Source organism: Bacteroides sp. D2 (assembly GCF_025147085.1).
Taxonomy (GTDB): Bacteria; Bacteroidota; Bacteroidia; order Bacteroidales; family Bacteroidaceae; genus Bacteroides.
Genome location: NZ_CP102261.1, coordinates 3,405,355 through 3,423,015 on the forward strand (window position 1 = coordinate 3,405,355; position 17,661 = coordinate 3,423,015).

Sequence of the window (17,661 nt, forward strand, 5' to 3'; positions counted from 1 at the left end):
CATGAAGAAGAAAAGCATATCAGAACTAATACATTTTTTTGTTCGCCATCCCCTGCAAAACTCCTTGCAGATGAAGTTTTGGCGTTGGCTGGTTTCTCCTGCTGATGCAGAAGATAAAGAAGAAGCTATACAGGAAGAGTGGATGAATATCATCGCTGAACCTGATGAGGCCACCCGGCGTTCATGGTATGAGGTCCGGCGTAAAGCGGGACTTGCAAATCCGATAATAAAACCACATTGGGAAATCAAACCACTTCTTCGCATTGCTTCTATGATATTAATCCCCTTATTTTCAGTGCTATTATCGTGGCATTATATAAATGATTATACTGATTCTTGCAAATTGGTAGAATATATTGTTCCCATGGGTGAACGGGGAGAATTGACTTTGCCGGATGGGACAAAGGTACAGATCAATTCGGAGAGCAGTATCATTTATCCGAAAAGCTTTCGAGGCGATACACGCACTGTTTATCTTTCCGGAGAGGCGAATTTTGATGTCCATAAGGATAAGAAACATCCGTTTATTGTCAAGACATCTTTGTTATCAGTTCGTGCTTTAGGTACGAAGTTTAATATACAGGCATATTCGGAAGACAGGAAAACGACTACAACTCTTGAAAATGGAAAAGTGCAAATCAATAACCTGCTGGCACCAGACAGCTGTTTTATTCTTACTCCCGGTGAACAACTTGAATACAATCACCTGACTAAGAATTATGAAAAACGAAAAATAGATGTGATGATGGCTTCCGGTTGGACACGTGGTGAATTGAATTTTGTCGATTGCCATCTGGAGGATATTCTGAACACATTGGGACGACATTATAATGTAGAAATAAAGGCAGAACCGCATTTATACACAAATGATTTATATACCATTAAGCTTAGAAAGGGCGAACCTCTTCAAGCAGCAATTCATATTGTAACAATGACCGTCGGAGGTATGGAAAGCAAGGTCACAGACAATAAGGTTGTGATACTGACAGCTGCTTCACCGGCGAATAAGAGTAAGAAAGGAGGTACCCATCCATAAAAAGGTTGGACAAAACTGATCCTTTTGTCCAACCCGAAATAAATACCGTTATCATTTAAAATTTTAGGAAATAGTGAACCTTAAATGTAGTATTCATTTAATATACAAAAGTATGAATTTTAATTCTTATTTTACTATAAAACATACCAGTAATTTGCGTATTTTATTGTTAACCTTATTCTTTATAGTCCCTTTGGGTACTATCTATGGGCAGAATCAGTTGATTACTATTGCCGGAAAAAACATAACTTTGTTGAAAGCTTTTGATGCTATTGAAAGTCAGACTCAATTAAGCATTACTTATAGTCGGACTAAAATAGATGTGAATCGGACATTGAGTGTTGATTTTAAGAAACAAAAACTTTCTATTGTTTTGGATAAGTTGCTCGCGGGAACGGGGTTTACTTACAAGATAGAAAAAGGGTATATCGTTCTGGTTCCCGTACCGGTAAAACAAGAGCAAACGGAAGCAACTTCGAAAAAGATACAAGGAGTGATTGTAGATACGAATGGAGATCCGGTGATTGGTGCCAGTATTCAGGAGAAAGGAGTGGCCGGGAAAGGTACAGTGTCTGATTTGGATGGAAAATTTAACCTGTCAGTTGCGTCAAATGCTGTATTACTGATTTCATATATCGGTTTTCAGTCTCTTGAAGTAAAGGTGGGAAATCGGACAAGCTTGTCTTTGGTATTAAAAGAAGATCATCAGTTGCTGGATGAAGTAGTCGTTATCGGTTATGGAACAATGGAGAAACGTGCTGTGACCAGCTCCATTACTTCCATATCTTCAAAAGATTTAGTGACTGGATTGGGAGGCTCTACCATTGCGACTGCTCTGAAAGGAAAAATCTCCGGTATGAATGTTTCCGAGACCTCCAGTCCGAATGCCTCTGCTAGTTTCCAGCTTCGTGGGGTAGCTTCCATCAATGCTTCTTCTTCCCCTTTGATTGTGATAGACGGAATTCCTGGTGGTGATTTGCGTTCTATCAGTCAGGAAGATATTCAATCCATTGATGTTTTGAAGGATGCCTCTGCAGGTGCTATTTACGGAACAAGGGCAGCTGGTGGTGTCATTCTCGTGACTACCAAGAAAGCGAAAGAAGGTCCTATCACATTATCATATACAGGCGAGCTGTCCACCGAACAAGTTTCCAGAAGACCACAGGTCCTGGATCGCGATGCTTTCGTGAGGTTCGGTGTAGGAACAGATTTGGGAGCGTCTACCGATTGGTACGGTGAACTTTTAAATGAGGGAGCACTTTCCCAGCGCCATGTTGTCACCCTTTCGGGAGGGGGACATACAGCCAGAATATATGCCACTATTATGGCACAGGATCAGAAAGGTATTGCGATAGGCGATAATCGTAAAGACTATTCGGGGCGTATCAATGCAAACTTTAATCTTCTCAATGACTTGCTGGAAATAGGCTTACATACAGAATATCGTGAAGCACATCGGGATCAGCGGAGCAGTAGTTCCTGTTTCGACATGGCATTGAAGATGAATCCAACGGAACATGTTTATGATAGTACTAGTGAAACAGGCTACAATGTATTGGTTGGTGGTAGTGAATATTACAATCCATTAGCGGAAGTTATGCTCAAGCAGACGGATAATGTTGATAAATGGCTCAAGGCGGATGCTACGGTAAAGCTCAATCTGCCTGCCGGATTTTCGGCACAAGCCACTCTCGGATGGGAAGATCGCCAGTATCAGCAGACGCATTATGTATCCGCATTACACAGAACATCTTTGAATGGAAGTTATAAAGGAAAGGGATTTCACGGATATAGTAAAACAGTAAATGTTTCTTTTGAACCTACCATTAATTTCATGCGTGTTTTTGCAGATGACCATACGGTTAGTGCGGTGGCCGGATATAGCTATTGGGAAAACTATTCTGAAAACTTTGATATGTCTAACTTCGATTTCCCTGTGGATGGAGTAGGAGCTTGGGATATGGGAACAGGCAGCTGGCTTTCTGATGGAAAAGCAGCTATGTCTTCTCACAAATATCCTCGTGAACGTCTTATCTCCTTCTTTGGTCGGGCGAATTATAGCTATAAAGATCGTTATATGGTTACTGGAAGTGTCCGTCATGAGGGATCTTCCAAATTTGGAAAGAATCATCGCTGGGGAACATTCTGGGCTGTATCAGGTGGATGGCGTATATCCAATGAAGCCTTTCTGCGTGATGTCAGTTTTCTTGATGACCTCAAAGTACGTGTCGGTTATGGTGTGACGGGAAATAACAATTTCTCTGCAGGAGCATCCACAGCCATGTACTCCTCCAATTCAATGTGGCCTTATAACGGTACATGGATCACTTCTTATGGACCGGCTCGTAATGTCAATAATGACTTGCATTGGGAAAAGAAAGCAGAGCTTAACATCGGTTTGGATTATGCGTTTCTGAATAACCGGCTTTTTGGAAAGTTCGATATATATAAAAGAAGAGTTTCCGGAATGTTATACAATATCAGTGTACCCAATCCTCCCGCCGTTTACGAGAAAACGACCATGAATTATGGTAATCTTGAGAATACCGGATGGGAGTTTGAGATTGGCGGAGTGCCTGTTAAAACGAAAGACTTTAACTGGACAACTACCATGCGTCTATCCCATTCTTCTTCCAAAATTACCTCTTTGTGGGGGAATAATACTTACCAGGATCGTGTAGGATTCCCGTCACCGGGAACGAACGGATCAGCCGGAAGAATTGAAGCAGGAACAAAGATCGGAAGCTATTATATCTGGAAATATGCCGGTATCACGGATAATGGAAGATGGCTTCTGTATGATAAGAACGACAATGTGATTCTTAGCGATAAGAAGACCTATGATGACAAGCGGTACATCGGTAATGCTATTCCTGCATTGATGGTATCATGGGATCATACCTTCACTTACAAGAACCTCTCTTTAGGTATCAACCTGCGTAGCTGGATCGATTTCGACGTGTTTAATACCATAAATATGTACTATGGACTTTCTGAAGTAGCAGGCCAGAACGTTCTTCGCAATGCGTACATTGACAACCGGCACATCAAAGAAGTAAAGCAGCTTTGCGATTACTGGCTTGAGGACGGCACTTTCTTAAAGATAGACGCCATTAGTCTGGGATATTCTCTTAACATGAAAAAGTGGCAGAAATATATAGATAAGATTGATCTTTACCTGACCGTCCGGAATGTGGCATGTTTCACGAAATATTCAGGACTTAATCCGGAAGTGAATGTCAACGGACTGGACCCTGGTTATGAATGGTTTAATAATATTTATCCTGAAACTCGTAGATATACCGTTGGTATGAAAATCCAATTCTAATATTAAAGTACCTATAAACTAATAAAATGATATGAGACGAAATATTTTAATCATTATCTCCTTCCTCACCCTTCTGGTGTCATCCGGTTGTACAAATCTGGATGAGAAGTGGTATTCCGAAGTCACTCCGGACACTTATTTCACGTCTAAGGAAACTGTTTATTCTTTCTTGGTACGCTCTTTCACACATTGGCGTTGGTTTCACGGATTCGACCGTGCCATTCTTCAAGAATGTACAACAGATGAGATGTGTGTCACACAAAAAGGAATACATTACAATGATGTCAGATATTCCCAACTGCAGCATCACGACTGGACACCTCTTCACCCCAACAACGAAGAAACCTGGCGTGGGGTAGGCATGGGAGTGGCAATGGCTTTAGCTTGTAAGGAAGACTTATCCGGTGTGGATTATGTATCACTGGGCATGACGGAAGAATTGAAAGCAGATCATCAGATGCAACTTCAGACATTGGTTGCCTATTTTTATCTGCGGGGACTTGATTTCTATGGGGGTATGCCTATTTACCGGCGCTCTACTACCGAGGAAGTTCCACGTTCCACTGCACGCGAAACCTTTAATTATGTGGAAGAACTGTTGCTTGCCGCTATTCCCAAATTAGAGAAAAAAAGAGCAGATATGCTGGAAGAAGGCTATTTACGTCAAGGAACTGCCGCCGCCCTTCTTGCTCAGTTATATTTTAATGCGGAAGTCTACATGGGAGAGAACCGTTTTGCTGAATGTGCGCAGGTCTGCCAGGATCTATTAGATGGCAAATACGGTTATTACGAATTGGAGGAAGACTGGTTCGGTCCTTTCACTTTCGACAATAATAAATCTAAGGAAGTAATGTGGTCTGTTCAGTCGCAATATGCAAAAGGCACTTTGTTTCAATGGCAGTTCGAACGCTATAATCATTATAATGCAAAGAACTATTTTGATCTAAGCGGCTATTCTTCTACTAATGGTATGCATCTTCAGCCGTCTCTTAAACCCAATGGCGATCCCTATACGGATAAGCTTGGGCGACCTTTTGCCAAATTCAACAATAAAGATCTTCGTAAAAAATTGTACTTGTATAAAGGGAATGGAAAATACGAAGGAATGTTCCTTTATGGAAAATTACAGCGTACATCAAGAAGTGGTACAGAGGTGAAGTGTACGGGACTGTACGAATATCCGGGTGAGGTTCTTGAATTTGTCGATCAGGTGGCACAATTCAAGAAAGTGAAAGATGGAGAATATTCTTCAGTGAATGAGCTTCCCTCCAATATAAGTACCGGGGAAGAGAATTCCGGAATACGTTTGTGCAAACTACCGGTTCCCGACAATATCGACAAAACCATTGCTTTTAATCCGGATTATCCGGTTATTCGTTTTGCTGAAATCTATTATATGCTTGCTGAATGTAAATATAGAAGCGGCTATAAAAAAGAAGCAGCCAATCTTTTCAATGAAGTGCGTAAACGCAATTTCGAGAATAAAGCCGATCCTGATCCGGTGACCGAAACGAATATCGACAAGTACCGGATTCTTGATGAGTGGATGGTCGAGTTTCTGGGTGAACAGCGTCGTCGTACCGATCTTCGTCGTTGGGGGTTGTATACAACAGGTTCTTGGTGGGATCATAAACCTACTAACGACGATCATTATGAGCTTTTTCCTATTCCGGAAAAGTCAATTTCTGTCAGCAATGTCTTGAAGCAAAATCCGGGATACGGAGGCGGCAATGAAATGACTAAAGAAGAAGCCGGTATCTATAGTGTGAAACAAATCGATTAATCAACTATTAAAGAATAATATAATGAATAGCAAGATATTTTTTTTAGGAGCCATCATGTTGCTGCCTACATTCGCAAGTTGCCAACAAGAAAAGCCTTTTCCTGATGATGCAGTAGATAAAGTGTATGAATACCTTCCGGAGTGGCAGGCAGGTTATTTGGATATTCATCAGATTAGTACCGGAAGAGGTAATGCAGCCTATCTTATTTTTCCGGATGGGACTACCATGTTATTGGATGCAGGAGATTTAGGAGTACATTCAGGCACACAGGAAATTATGAAAGCAGTGCCTAATGATTCTAAGCGGCCTGCCGAATGGATTGCTCAATATATAAAACATTTCTCATTGCCATTAAAAAATAACGGAGCACTTGATTATGCCTTGCTCACTCACTTTGATACGGACCATATCGGACAGAATGGAAAACTGGCAATCGAAAAAGTAGGACTGGATTACAAACTTACCGGAATCACTCATGTTGGTAATCTTCTCAATATTTCCACTTTGATAGATCGTGGTTATCCTACTTATGATTATCCGACAGCAGCTAAAGTCTCTGGTGCTCATATCTCAAACTATAAATTATATGTTGCCGCTCGTGACAGGGAAGGTAAAAAGAATGAGGGATTTGTAATAGGAAGCAATAGTCAGATCAAACTCTTGAAAGATCCGGGCTCTTATCCTACATTCGAAGTACGTAATATCGTGGGTAATGGTAAAATTTGGACAGGTAGCGGAACAACAGCCAAAGAGCTTGTGCCTTCTACAGCCTCTTCAAGTGAACAGTTGAACGAAAACCGTTGCAGTTGTGGAATCCGTATCACATACGGTAATTTTGATTATTTCTCCGCAGGAGATATTCTGGGCGTAGAAAAAGCACCGGAATGGTTTGATATAGAAACGCCGGTAGCCAGATTGCTCGGTGAGACGGATGTGGTTGTTGCCAATCATCACGCTTATTCTGATGCTATGTGCGATACCTACATTTCCCAAGTGAAACCACAAGTCTATGTAATTCCCGTATGGGATTACTATCACCCTCAACCGGCAACGTTGAGCCGGATGCTGTCTCAAACTCTTTATCCTGGTGAACGGTCGGTTTTTGCCGCCGGTATGGTAGACAGTAACAGGAGCAGACTGGGTGAAGACGGCTTGAAGATAAAGCCTGCCGGACATGTTGTTACGCGTGTTTATCCGGGTGGAGAGAAGTTTCAGATCTTTGTATTAAATGATCGGAATGAAGCTTATGAGATACTATATAAAACAGGTGAGATTAAATCTAATAATTGATGAACATGAAAATTAAAGATTCAATAGTCTGGACAGCTTTTCTGGCTGTGATGGCAATCATAATGTTTCCGTCATGCTCTGACGAACATGAAGCCGGTATATTGGAAATAACAAATAATGAGATTATTCTTCAGGCGGAAGGTGATCCGGTTCAGGTGGAGGTGAAGTCCAATACCGAGTGGCGAATTGATTTTGTAGAATCAACCTGGTTCTCTACGGATATACGTGGAGCCCAGTCATCAAGAACTTATTTCACTGTGACTTATGATGAGAATATCAGTGATTCCGAACGTTTCTGTGATATTCGTGTGTTTACGAAAGATGGTAAGACTGCGGATGTAATCAAGATAAAACAATTATCCCGTTATCCATTTATTGTTCCTGCCAGTGATAAGATGGAGCTGTTTACTAAAGGAGGTGAATATGAAATGGAAATCTCTACCAATGTGCCCGAAACGGATATCGTTATTACGCCAACGGTGAACTGGGTGCAGGAGTATAGGATAAGTGATGGAAAGCTTTATTTTAATACGGAAACAAATTCGCAATCACCCCGTACAGGAAGTATTGTGTTGAGTTATGACGATCAGTACCAGCGTAAGGTCACGGCTACCATTAATCTCTCGCAAGCATATTCTGAATATGCGAATGCGGAACTTGTCAGTTATCCAACCGTACATGGTTATGCTGTCGGTGGAATTACTAACAATGTATATGTTGAAGGAACCATCGTAGCCAATGGCACTTCGAAGAACTTCCCGAGCAATCGCTATGTCATTCAGAATGAGGCAGGAGAGACAGTTGTGTTTGAGTCCGAATCTTTAATTACGTTTGCACAATTTGCCAAAGTGTCATTGTGTCTGAAAGATGGAATGATAAGAGAAGAATCAGAGGGTAGCTTTACTTATAGACTGATTAGCGGTATCACTGCTGCCCACGTAATCAGCTCGGAACTTTCTACCTTCACAATTCCTGAAAGAACGATTGCTGAACTTACGGATAATATGGTATTTAGTCTTGTGACCCTGAAAGATGTCGAGATTGCATCTCCGGTAGGTGCATTCACTAATTTCAAGACTACTGACCCGGGAGCTGCCGATCGTAAGATTAATAAAAACTATTGGGTAGAAAAGTTCCCTGCATATTACAGATACTATCCGACCTGTATAAGAGATAAAAACGGTTCTAATACATATATGCTTACTGCGTTTGAAGCTCCTTATGCTCACGAAACACTTCCTAAAGGTTCGGGAAGCATAACAGGAATGGTGGCGAAAGTGAAACTTACAAATTTCGACATCTCTGAAAGCCGGTTATGTATTCTTCCGCTTAACAGAGAAGATATTAACATCAGTGATATAAACGAGATCACTGATGTGCTTGTAGAATGGGATTGTAATGTACCCGATTGGAAAGAAATAGGCTCTTCTACTTTTACGGATTACCATCCTACGGGTGGCGAGGCATCGCAGGCGAATGCTCTTCTTAGCAAAGACGGAAATAAATATTTCCAGCAAACCTATGCAGACTACATTCTGGGATTCCAGGATGATTTCAGAGGAGATGTTAACCTTAACACGACCGATGGATACTATGGTCGTATGCGAGGCGGTGCTTTTAATAGTAAACCGTGGTCTACAAGTTCATATTTCTACGTAGACAAAATATCGACAGTAGGTATTTCTACATCCTTGTCTCTTCAGGTTGAAATGAATGCAAGTTGGGGAGGTGGCCCTGTTGCAGTGGTTGAATATGCTTATTCGATGAATGGTGAATGGATTAAAGTAGATAATTCAGAGTTTACCATTCTGGGACAGTTTGATAGAACGGCTGCAGGTGGACAGACGGAGAAGAACATTCCTGGTTATAAAGTCTATGACTTTAAGTTGCCGGATGCCTTATTGAACCGTGATAATATTTGCATCAGATTGCGACCGGTCAGACTCCCGGCAGGGGTATCCAGCTTCATGCCGCTTAGACTTGCTAATATCTCAATCAAATACAACAAATAATCAATAGGGAATATATATAAAATAATCGGAAGCAATAAAGGACATATCCTGATTGCTTCCGATTATCTTTTTATATGTGGATCTTGAACGATCTCTATTCAAAAAGAACGATATCTTATTTCTCCAACAATTCTTCTTTATTTTTCCAACAAATCCTTTAAGAAGTCGTCCAACTCCTTATCCAACCCTTTCAGCAATTCATCATTCACCAGTATGGTATCGTCGTCAATCAACAGCAATTCTGCTACGGTTTCTTTCTCTTCATCTACCAAAACGAAAGAATAAGGTTTCAGAATAGTCACTTTGTCGAAATCTCCGGCATCCTTCATTCTGCAAAGAATGTTGCGAAGAGAAGGTTCCACGTTTTCAAGGAAATCATCCCCTTCATAAGTAGCCCATTCTTCGATCATGATGTTTGCCAGTTCTTCATCATCATCGTTGTAAATATTAAGTTGTCCCGATGCCTGATCCGGTTGGAGATGGATATCGGTTACAACTGTTTGTTCACAGCTACATACATATTTAGCGACTGCCTTTTGGATAGCCGATTCGATAATAGATAATGATTGTTGGCTCAATTTCATGGGTTCCTTCTTTTTATAAGTTCAAAGGTATAAAAAAAATAAGATTTGATACACAATTTCCTTAAAAATCATCATTAAATCGGCTCATTTGCAATTTTAACTTGGGTAATTGAGCATTTCTCTCCTTTAGTTCAGCTAAATACAAAGTAGTAAGATAATAATTCGGCACATCATCAATGGTAGCTTGAGGGCTATCTGTGATGTTCTTTTTATCTATTTTTTTAGCTAGTTGTTGGGCCTTTTCTGCCCATTCTTCTGCTTTAGCCAAACTATCTTTCATTTCGTAGTAAACAGCAATGTTGAGAGCTGCCCGCATTTTTTTCTTTTGGTTCTTGGTACCTTCGAAAGCCTGACGCCAAAGTTCGTATGCGTCGTCCCATGAATTTTCGCGTACATAAATGGCAGCGTCACGCATAGGAACCGAACCACCAGTATAAAGATACCGTGTTCCTTTTTTCCAAATAGGGACAATATTTTTCACCGGAACCGTTCCTGCGAATGCTGCCGCTTCTTCCAGCATCTGCTTGTCGGGAATCATGCGAGTGGCGGCTTCTATGGCTGTACCTCCAAACTCTTCCCAAAAAATGCTATCATTAGGATGGAGCGTAGTCATCGGTCTGCTACGTTCGGGAAGATAAACTTTCACCGTGGGATAAACTTTCACGTCTACCGCTCCTTGAAAGCAGTTGAACTCATCCAGATAGCGGACAGTCTTTGTTGCTTTGAGTTGTAGGTTTTCCAGCGCAATAATAAAGTCCACTCCCAAGTTAGAAGTCAGTTGACGCACTTCCTCCTGGCTCAATGTACTTTCGCGGGCCAGTTTATCATTGGCGCGTAAGGCAGAATCACAGATAACCACCTCATCGAAGTAGTTCTGCTGTGCTATTTCTTCTGCCAGTGATTCAGTGGCTGCCTTAGGATCTCCATTGGCATAAGCTGTTGCACGACTTATTAATGGTGTACCTTCTTTAATTTTTTCAGTCTCTGTTATCAGTTTATTATCCGGGGCGTCGCTGGTGTTATTCACAATAGCTACTTTTCGGAGTTGCGGAGGAAAGCTCAAGTCGGCAGGTTGCAGATAATCAATGGGGATCTGTTCCAGACTCTGACAGCTACCCAGAGTCAGCAGGAATAAAACGATGAAAACCAGTGAATAAGATTTTGCCATAGTTTTGTTCTATTTAGTAATTTGAACAAAAGTACAACTTTGGAAGAATAAAAGAAAGTCTCAAACAGTTTTTAACCGTTTGAGACTTTCTTTTATAAGTTGAATATAGAGAGACTATGCCATAAAGCACATTACCCTACAATTTCCAACCTTTAATTTATAATTTTTAATTAATCAAAGGTTCTTTCCGTGGCAGTTTTTATACTTTTTGCCGCTTCCGCATGGACAAGGATCGTTACGACCTACTGTCTTCTCTGCACGAATCGGTTCACGTTTCTGCTGTTCACGAGTATCCTGACTTGCAGCAGCCTGCTGGTTCGGATCACTCAAATCTTCTTTGTTTTCGCGATACTTGCTCATATCCTGGCGTTGTTCGGGAGCAGCCTGACGCACTTCTACACGACGTGCTGCTGATTCGTCCGGAGCTTCCTGTACAGGAATTTGTCCACGCATCAAGATAGATATAGTCTGGTTATTGATTTTGTTCACCATAGCGTCAAACAAAGTCACAGATTCCAGTTTATAGATCAATAGCGGATCTTTCTGTTCGTAGCTTGCATTCTGTACAGAATGTTTCAGTTCGTCCAGTTCGCGCAAGTTTTCTTTCCATGCTTCGTCGATTACGTGGAGCAAGATTGATTTCTCGAACGATTTCACCACTTCTTTAGATTCCGATTCGTAAGCCGCTTTCAGGTTACAAGAGATATTATACATCCGTTTACCGTCTGTAATAGGAATCAGGATGTTTTCGTACATGTGTCCCTGATTTTCATATACCTGTTTGATAACCGGATTAGCGATCTGTGCCAGACGTTCAGTTTTGCGTTTGAAGTTCTCCATAGCAATGTTGAAAGTCTTTTCAGCCAACTGCTCTTTCTTTCCGTTACGGAATTCTTCTTCAGTGAACGGAGTTTCCATTGCCAATGTCTGGAGCAATTCCATCTGGCAACCTTCATAATCGTTGTTCTCGATAGCGTTGGCGCAACGGTCCCAAATCATGTTCACGATATCCATACCGATACGTTCACCCATCAAAGCGTGACGACGTTTCGTATAAACCACCGTACGTTGCTTGTTCATTACGTCGTCATATTCCAACAGACGTTTACGAATACCGAAGTTGTTTTCTTCCACTTTCTTCTGTGCACGTTCGATGGAGTTGGAAATCATCTTGTGTTCGATCATTTCGCCTTCCTGGAAACCGAGCTTGTCCATTACACTGGCAATACGGTCGGAAGAGAACAGACGCATCAGGTCGTCTTCCAATGACACGAAGAATACAGAAGAACCCGGGTCACCCTGACGTCCTGCACGACCACGTAACTGGCGGTCTACACGACGGGATTCGTGACGTTCCGTACCGATGATTGCCAAACCGCCCGCAGCCTTTACTTCCGGACTTAGTTTGATGTCGGTACCACGACCTGCCATATTGGTAGCAATGGTTACTGTTCCGCTTAAACCGGCGGTAGCAACGATGTCCGCTTCTTTCTGGTGCAGTTTGGCGTTCAATACCTTGTGCTCAATCTTACGCATGGTAAGCATCTTGCTCAACATTTCGGAGATTTCTACCGAAGTAGTACCCACCAATACCGGACGTCCTGCTTGAACCAATTTTTCGATTTCCTCGATAACAGCTTTATACTTTTCGCGTTTCGTCTTGTAAACGCGGTCGTTCATATCCTTTCTTGCAATCGGACGGTTGGTCGGGATCACGACTACGTCCAATTTGTAGATATCCCAAAGTTCGCCTGCTTCCGTTTCAGCAGTACCGGTCATACCGGACAGTTTGTGATACATACGGAAGTAGTTTTGCAAAGTAATTGTTGCAAAGGTCTGCGTAGCAGCTTCCACTTTCACACGTTCCTTGGCTTCGATAGCCTGGTGCAATCCGTCAGAGTAGCGGCGACCTTCCATGATACGGCCTGTCTGCTCGTCTACGATCTTCACCTGTCCGTCGATCACTACATATTCATCATCTTTCTCGAACATGGTGTAAGCCTTCAACAGCTGGTTGATGGTGTGTACACGTTCCGATTTGATGGCATAGTTTGTCAGAAGTTCATCTTTCTTTTCAAGCAGTTGTTCGTTGGTTAGATTCAGGTTCTCCAATTCCGAAAGTTGTCCGGCGATGTCCGGAAGCACGAATAATGTCGGGTCTTCAGAGTTACCGGTAATCAGGTCTACACCCTTATCTGTCAGGTCTACGCTATTCAGTTTTTCGTCGATTACGAAGTACAGCGGATCAGTCACTTCATGCATACGCTTGTTGTTCTGTTCCATGTAGATCTCTTCCGTCTTGAGCATACCTGCCTTGATACCCTGTTCACTAAGGAACTTAATCAAAGCCTTGTTTTTCGGCAATGCCTTGTGGCTGCGGTATAAAGCGAGGAATCCTTCTTCCACCTCTTTCTTATCGTTGGATGCGATCAGTTTTTTTGCTTCGGAAAGATATTTGGTAGCCAGTACCTTTTGTGCCTCTACCAGACGTTCCACTAACGGACGGAGTTGCTCGAACAACTGGTCATCGCCTTTGGGTACAGGACCGGAGATAATCAACGGAGTACGTGCGTCGTCAATCAATACCGAGTCGACCTCATCGACGATGGCATAATTGTGCTGACGTTGTACAAGGTCTTTCGGGCTGATAGCCATGTTGTCACGCAGGTAGTCGAAACCGAATTCATTGTTTGTACCGAAAGTGATATCTGCCAGATATGCCTGACGACGTGCGTCGGAGTTCGGCTGATGACGGTCGATACAATCTACGCTCAAACCGTGGAACATATAAAGAGGACCCATCCATTCGGAGTCACGTTTGGCGAGGTAATCATTCACGGTAACTACGTGTACACCGTTTCCGGTCAATGCGTTGAGGAATACCGGGAGTGTAGCCACCAATGTTTTACCTTCACCGGTTGCCATTTCCGCAATCTTACCTTTATGCAGAACGACACCACCAAAGAGCTGTACATCGTAGTGAACCATGTTCCACAATGTGTCGTTACCACCGGCTACCCAGTGATTCTGATAGATGGCCTTGTCACCTTCGATGCGTACGAAATCTTTTGTAGCAGCCAGTTGACGGTCGAAGTCGGTAGCAGTTACAACGATTTCTTCATTTTCTGTAAAACGTTTGGCGGTAGCCTTTACGATAGAAAAAGCAACAGGCAGTACTTCGTCCAGTGCTTTTTCATATTTTTCCAGAATTTCTTTTTCTGTCTTATCGATTTGTACGAAGACTTCTTCGCGGTCTTCCAGTTCGAGAGTTTCAATGCTTGCCTTCAACTCTTCCACTTTCGCACGTTCAGCAGTAGCCGATTCATGGATATATTTTTTGAGTTCTTCCGTTTTGGCACGGAGGGCGTCGTTGTCTAGTTTTTCAATCTCCGGGTAAGCAGCTTTGATCTTTTCCACCCAGGGCTTGATTTCTTTCATGTCTCGTGTGGATTTGTTTCCGAAAACCGAGCTTAAAAATTCATTAAATCCCATGTTATATTATTTAGTTTATTATTTATCTTTTTCTTATTGCAGGTCATATTCATCCGGATAGATTTTCTCATTCCGCACACAGATTCAAGAAAGAAATCTGTGTGAATCGATCGATTATGTGACGAATAATCTCCGCAAAGTTACATTAAAATGCTGATTTATTTATGTTTTGCTCCCTGTTTTTGTGAGTAAATTTTTACCGCAGGTCGGTAATAGGAGCAGAAGTACAGGCGTTGGGAGCCCGGATGCGCATAAAATGTGCCAGTGTAGGCGCAATATGGTCAATGGTTACAGGTGTCTGGATAATGGCCGGTTTCACGGAATGTCCCATGAAAATCAGCGGTGAGGGGATATAGGAATGACGTACCACTTTATTGTCTCCGCCGTTCTCGTTGACGATAGTCCATCCGGGGAGGACGTCGATTACGAGGTCACCCGAACGTTTGCGGTGGTAGCCGTTACGTATTTTGTAGATTTCCGGAGTCCATGAACCCAATAATAGCCGGTTAGCCGAATAGGCTTCGTTCACTCCGCTGAACTGCATCAGGAATTCTGCTGACTTTTGTTGGATTTCTGCCAGATTCAGTTCTTTCTTTTCCAATAACTTATGATTCAGGTAAATCTGTTGGTTATGGTGAGCTTCCACATACTTTCCTTCGCCATACGTAGCCATCAGGTACATATTCAATAGAGCCGCACAACGGTTGAGATAAAACTCTCCGCCGGGAACCTTGTACAATCCCGAATCAGGCGATTCGCTGTCTATATATCCGGTGGAAGTGACGAAAATAAGCACATTTTGTAGTCCTACTTTCTTATCAAGAACTTCGAGCAGGTCGGCAATGCTGCGGTCAAGACGCACGTAGGTGTCTTGTATTTCCATGGCACATTCCTGTACGGATTTATGCGCATAGTTTCCAGCATAGTAAGTGAGTGCCAATAAGTCAGTAATGTCATCCATGCCGATGGAACTTTTGTTCAATGCTTCTTCGGCAAGCGCATTCACTTCATCATTCACAAAAGGGCTGGCGATGAAGCGGCGGTATTTATTACTGCGGTCATCATCGAATTTATATTTGAAGAGCATATCCCGCCAATCTGGCAGGAAAGTGTACATGCCCCGCGGAAATATGGGTTCCCATGTCATACCGGCAATACGGAAATCAATCGCTTGACGGTCGTTATATTGGCTTGCCCACCACGGAAACTCTCCATAATAGGTGGTTCCACTCCATTTTCCGGTGTTGGGATTGAGCCAGAAAGCAGCGTTTCCGGCATGTCCGGCTGCAAAAAGTGCGGCATCGCAATCAGGTGCAATGGCATATACGAGTCCTTTGCCTTGTGTCGCTATTTTAAGCTCGTCGGCAATGGTTGAAGTCAGTAGTTTGGTGGGGGCGACAGTCTGGTCGGTGTAATACCCCATAAATGCCGTGTCGTCTGTGCTGTTGACGGGGCGAAGGGTAGAGGCATCCATCCAGCGTTGAGAAATAATTCCGTTCATGGAAGGCGTCGTACCGCTATAAATAGCCGCTATGGCAGAAGCGCGGTCTATACCGCAGAAGGTATATTCGGCGTTATGGAACACTCTTCCCTCTTTCCAAAGACGTTTGAAGCCTTTCTCACCGTAGAGTGACGAAAAAGCTTCCAGATAGTCCGTACGTAATTGGTCAATCGTCAGCCCTACCACTAATTTAGGGGCGGCAGGCAGTGACTGGGCTTGTAGCCCGGTGAAAGTCAGTACGGTGATGAGGGAAGTTAGTAGTCCTTTCATTATTTCTTTTTAGATGTCACAATCAGATTGCTCGCTGAACGTATCAGCAAAACGAGTGCCAAAGGTACAACAGCAAAGTCAAATCTTTGCGGAATTACAGGAAAAAGCACTATAAAAAGTGTTAAAACCGCCAGATTCAGGGTTAAATACCAACATTTCTTCCCTTTTCGGACACAATATATAATGTATGGCAAGAAAAGAAGTTGTCCCGGATGGAATACCAATAATAGGAAATTGGAGCTGACTGCCGGGTGTTGGGAGAAGAGCGCGAGAAATGCAAGGACACATCCCACAATACCTGCTATCCCAAAAAGGAAGAGGTCGATTCCCCATAATCCGGTTCTCCGGCGGATTCCATAGATGGTGGCGGCGGTTGTCAATATAAATAAGAGTAAGGTGCATTGAAGCGGAGTAGGCATCCAGCCGCTTTCATCCGGTTCGGGAGTGGCATCGACTACCAGCTCGTTGGCCGTTATGAGTGGACGCTGGATAGAATCGCTTTTGATTTGTGCACCGTCGAAAGCATCCATCAGGTAGAAAGGGGCAAACATCATCTGACGTTGTGTGATGGGCTGGTCGGCTTCACTTCCGATACAGAGGTCAATGCCGAAACGTGCCCACGGATGTCCTTTGCAATACTGATGTACGATGTCGCGGAAAGTGAGGGAGCCATCCTGCGGTTCTGCGGGATAAATCACTTTTCCTGCAATGCTTTCTTCTATCTTGTCCCGGGGGCGGGTAGCACAATTATCGTAAAAGAAATTATAACGGTACACCCGGTTTTCCGGACGATAGTTTTCTTGTAATAACCGGATCAGTTCTGTTTTTTCTTCATCGGTCAGATTGAGCGTTTGCTGCCATACGCTGCGTCCGAAAAATGCGTATTCAGCTGCAAAACGTTCATAATCCGTTGCTCCCAGTTGGTAGTCTGTTTCTCCGAGCGAGAAGCGGAAAATGAAGTTGGGAGTGTTGAAACTGAACAATCCGTAGTTGAATACAACGTCAATCCCTTGTGAAGGATTTTCGTAACGGATGGCAGTATGTCCGAATAGGGAATATATTTCCTCTCCGGGGGCACAAGTCAGCAGACTCAAACGGATGGAGTCGTTGTTGTTGGCAGATGCTTGTCCGGTGGGCAGAAGCAACAGGAAGAAGGAGAGGATGGTGTATGAGAAAAACCGTTTCATTAGCTGGTT

The 17,661-nt window shown here is 42.9% G+C and carries 10 protein-coding genes; 5 read left to right on the top strand and 5 right to left on the bottom strand.

Translation table 11 applies throughout. From position 1 onward, the window contains the following. The first annotated feature begins 1 nt into the window (after position 1). The 5 genes from NQ505_RS11790 to NQ505_RS11810 all read left to right on the top strand — a co-directional run bounded on the left by NQ505_RS11790 (position 2) and on the right by NQ505_RS11810 (position 9,450). Entirely contained in the window at positions 2-1,036 is a 1,035-nt protein-coding gene (locus NQ505_RS11790; protein ID WP_009000565.1) for a FecR family protein, read from the top strand. 112 nt (positions 1,037-1,148) lie between these two features. Continuing rightward, the gene (locus NQ505_RS11795; RefSeq protein WP_009000566.1) at positions 1,149-4,364 is read left to right on the top strand and encodes a SusC/RagA family TonB-linked outer membrane protein; all 3,216 of its coding nucleotides are present in this window, start codon (positions 1,149-1,151) and stop codon (positions 4,362-4,364) included. Positions 4,365-4,395: 31 nt separating this feature from the next. After that, positions 4,396-6,147: a RagB/SusD family nutrient uptake outer membrane protein gene (locus NQ505_RS11800; protein ID WP_004301867.1), complete on the top strand. Its 1,752-nt coding sequence runs from the start codon at positions 4,396-4,398 to the stop codon at positions 6,145-6,147. A gap of 22 nt (positions 6,148-6,169) precedes the next feature. Continuing rightward, positions 6,170-7,438: a ComEC/Rec2 family competence protein gene (locus tag NQ505_RS11805; RefSeq protein ID WP_004304648.1), complete on the top strand. Its 1,269-nt coding sequence runs from the start codon at positions 6,170-6,172 to the stop codon at positions 7,436-7,438. Next, positions 7,438-9,450 (top strand): DUF5689 domain-containing protein, encoded by a 2,013-nt coding sequence (locus tag NQ505_RS11810; RefSeq protein ID WP_004304649.1) that lies wholly within the window; start codon positions 7,438-7,440, stop codon positions 9,448-9,450. Before NQ505_RS11805 ends, NQ505_RS11810 begins: the two co-directional genes overlap by 1 nt. A 137-nt stretch (positions 9,451-9,587) precedes the next feature. Here the strand turns inward: NQ505_RS11810 and NQ505_RS11815 are convergent, their stop codons facing one another. From NQ505_RS11815 to NQ505_RS11835, 5 genes are all read right to left on the bottom strand, one after another. Continuing rightward, positions 9,588-10,034: a hypothetical protein gene (locus NQ505_RS11815; RefSeq protein ID WP_004301870.1), complete on the bottom strand. Its 447-nt coding sequence runs from the start codon at positions 10,032-10,034 to the stop codon at positions 9,588-9,590. A gap of 61 nt (positions 10,035-10,095) precedes the next feature. Beyond that, the gene (locus NQ505_RS11820) at positions 10,096-11,202 is read right to left on the bottom strand and encodes a DUF6340 family protein (RefSeq protein ID WP_009000567.1); all 1,107 of its coding nucleotides are present in this window, start codon (positions 11,200-11,202) and stop codon (positions 10,096-10,098) included. A gap of 174 nt (positions 11,203-11,376) precedes the next feature. After that, the gene (gene secA, locus NQ505_RS11825) at positions 11,377-14,694 is read right to left on the bottom strand and encodes a preprotein translocase subunit SecA (protein ID WP_009000568.1); all 3,318 of its coding nucleotides are present in this window, start codon (positions 14,692-14,694) and stop codon (positions 11,377-11,379) included. Positions 14,695-14,890: 196 nt separating this feature from the next. Then, positions 14,891-16,465 carry an alkaline phosphatase family protein gene (locus NQ505_RS11830; RefSeq protein WP_004301873.1) on the bottom strand — a complete coding sequence of 525 codons (1,575 nt, stop codon included), beginning with the start codon at positions 16,463-16,465 and terminating at the stop codon, positions 14,891-14,893. Continuing rightward, entirely contained in the window at positions 16,465-17,652 is a 1,188-nt protein-coding gene (locus NQ505_RS11835) for a DUF4105 domain-containing protein (protein WP_009000569.1), read from the bottom strand. The genes NQ505_RS11830 and NQ505_RS11835 overlap by 1 nt, the downstream gene beginning before the upstream one ends. Positions 17,653-17,661: the final 9 nt, after the last annotated feature.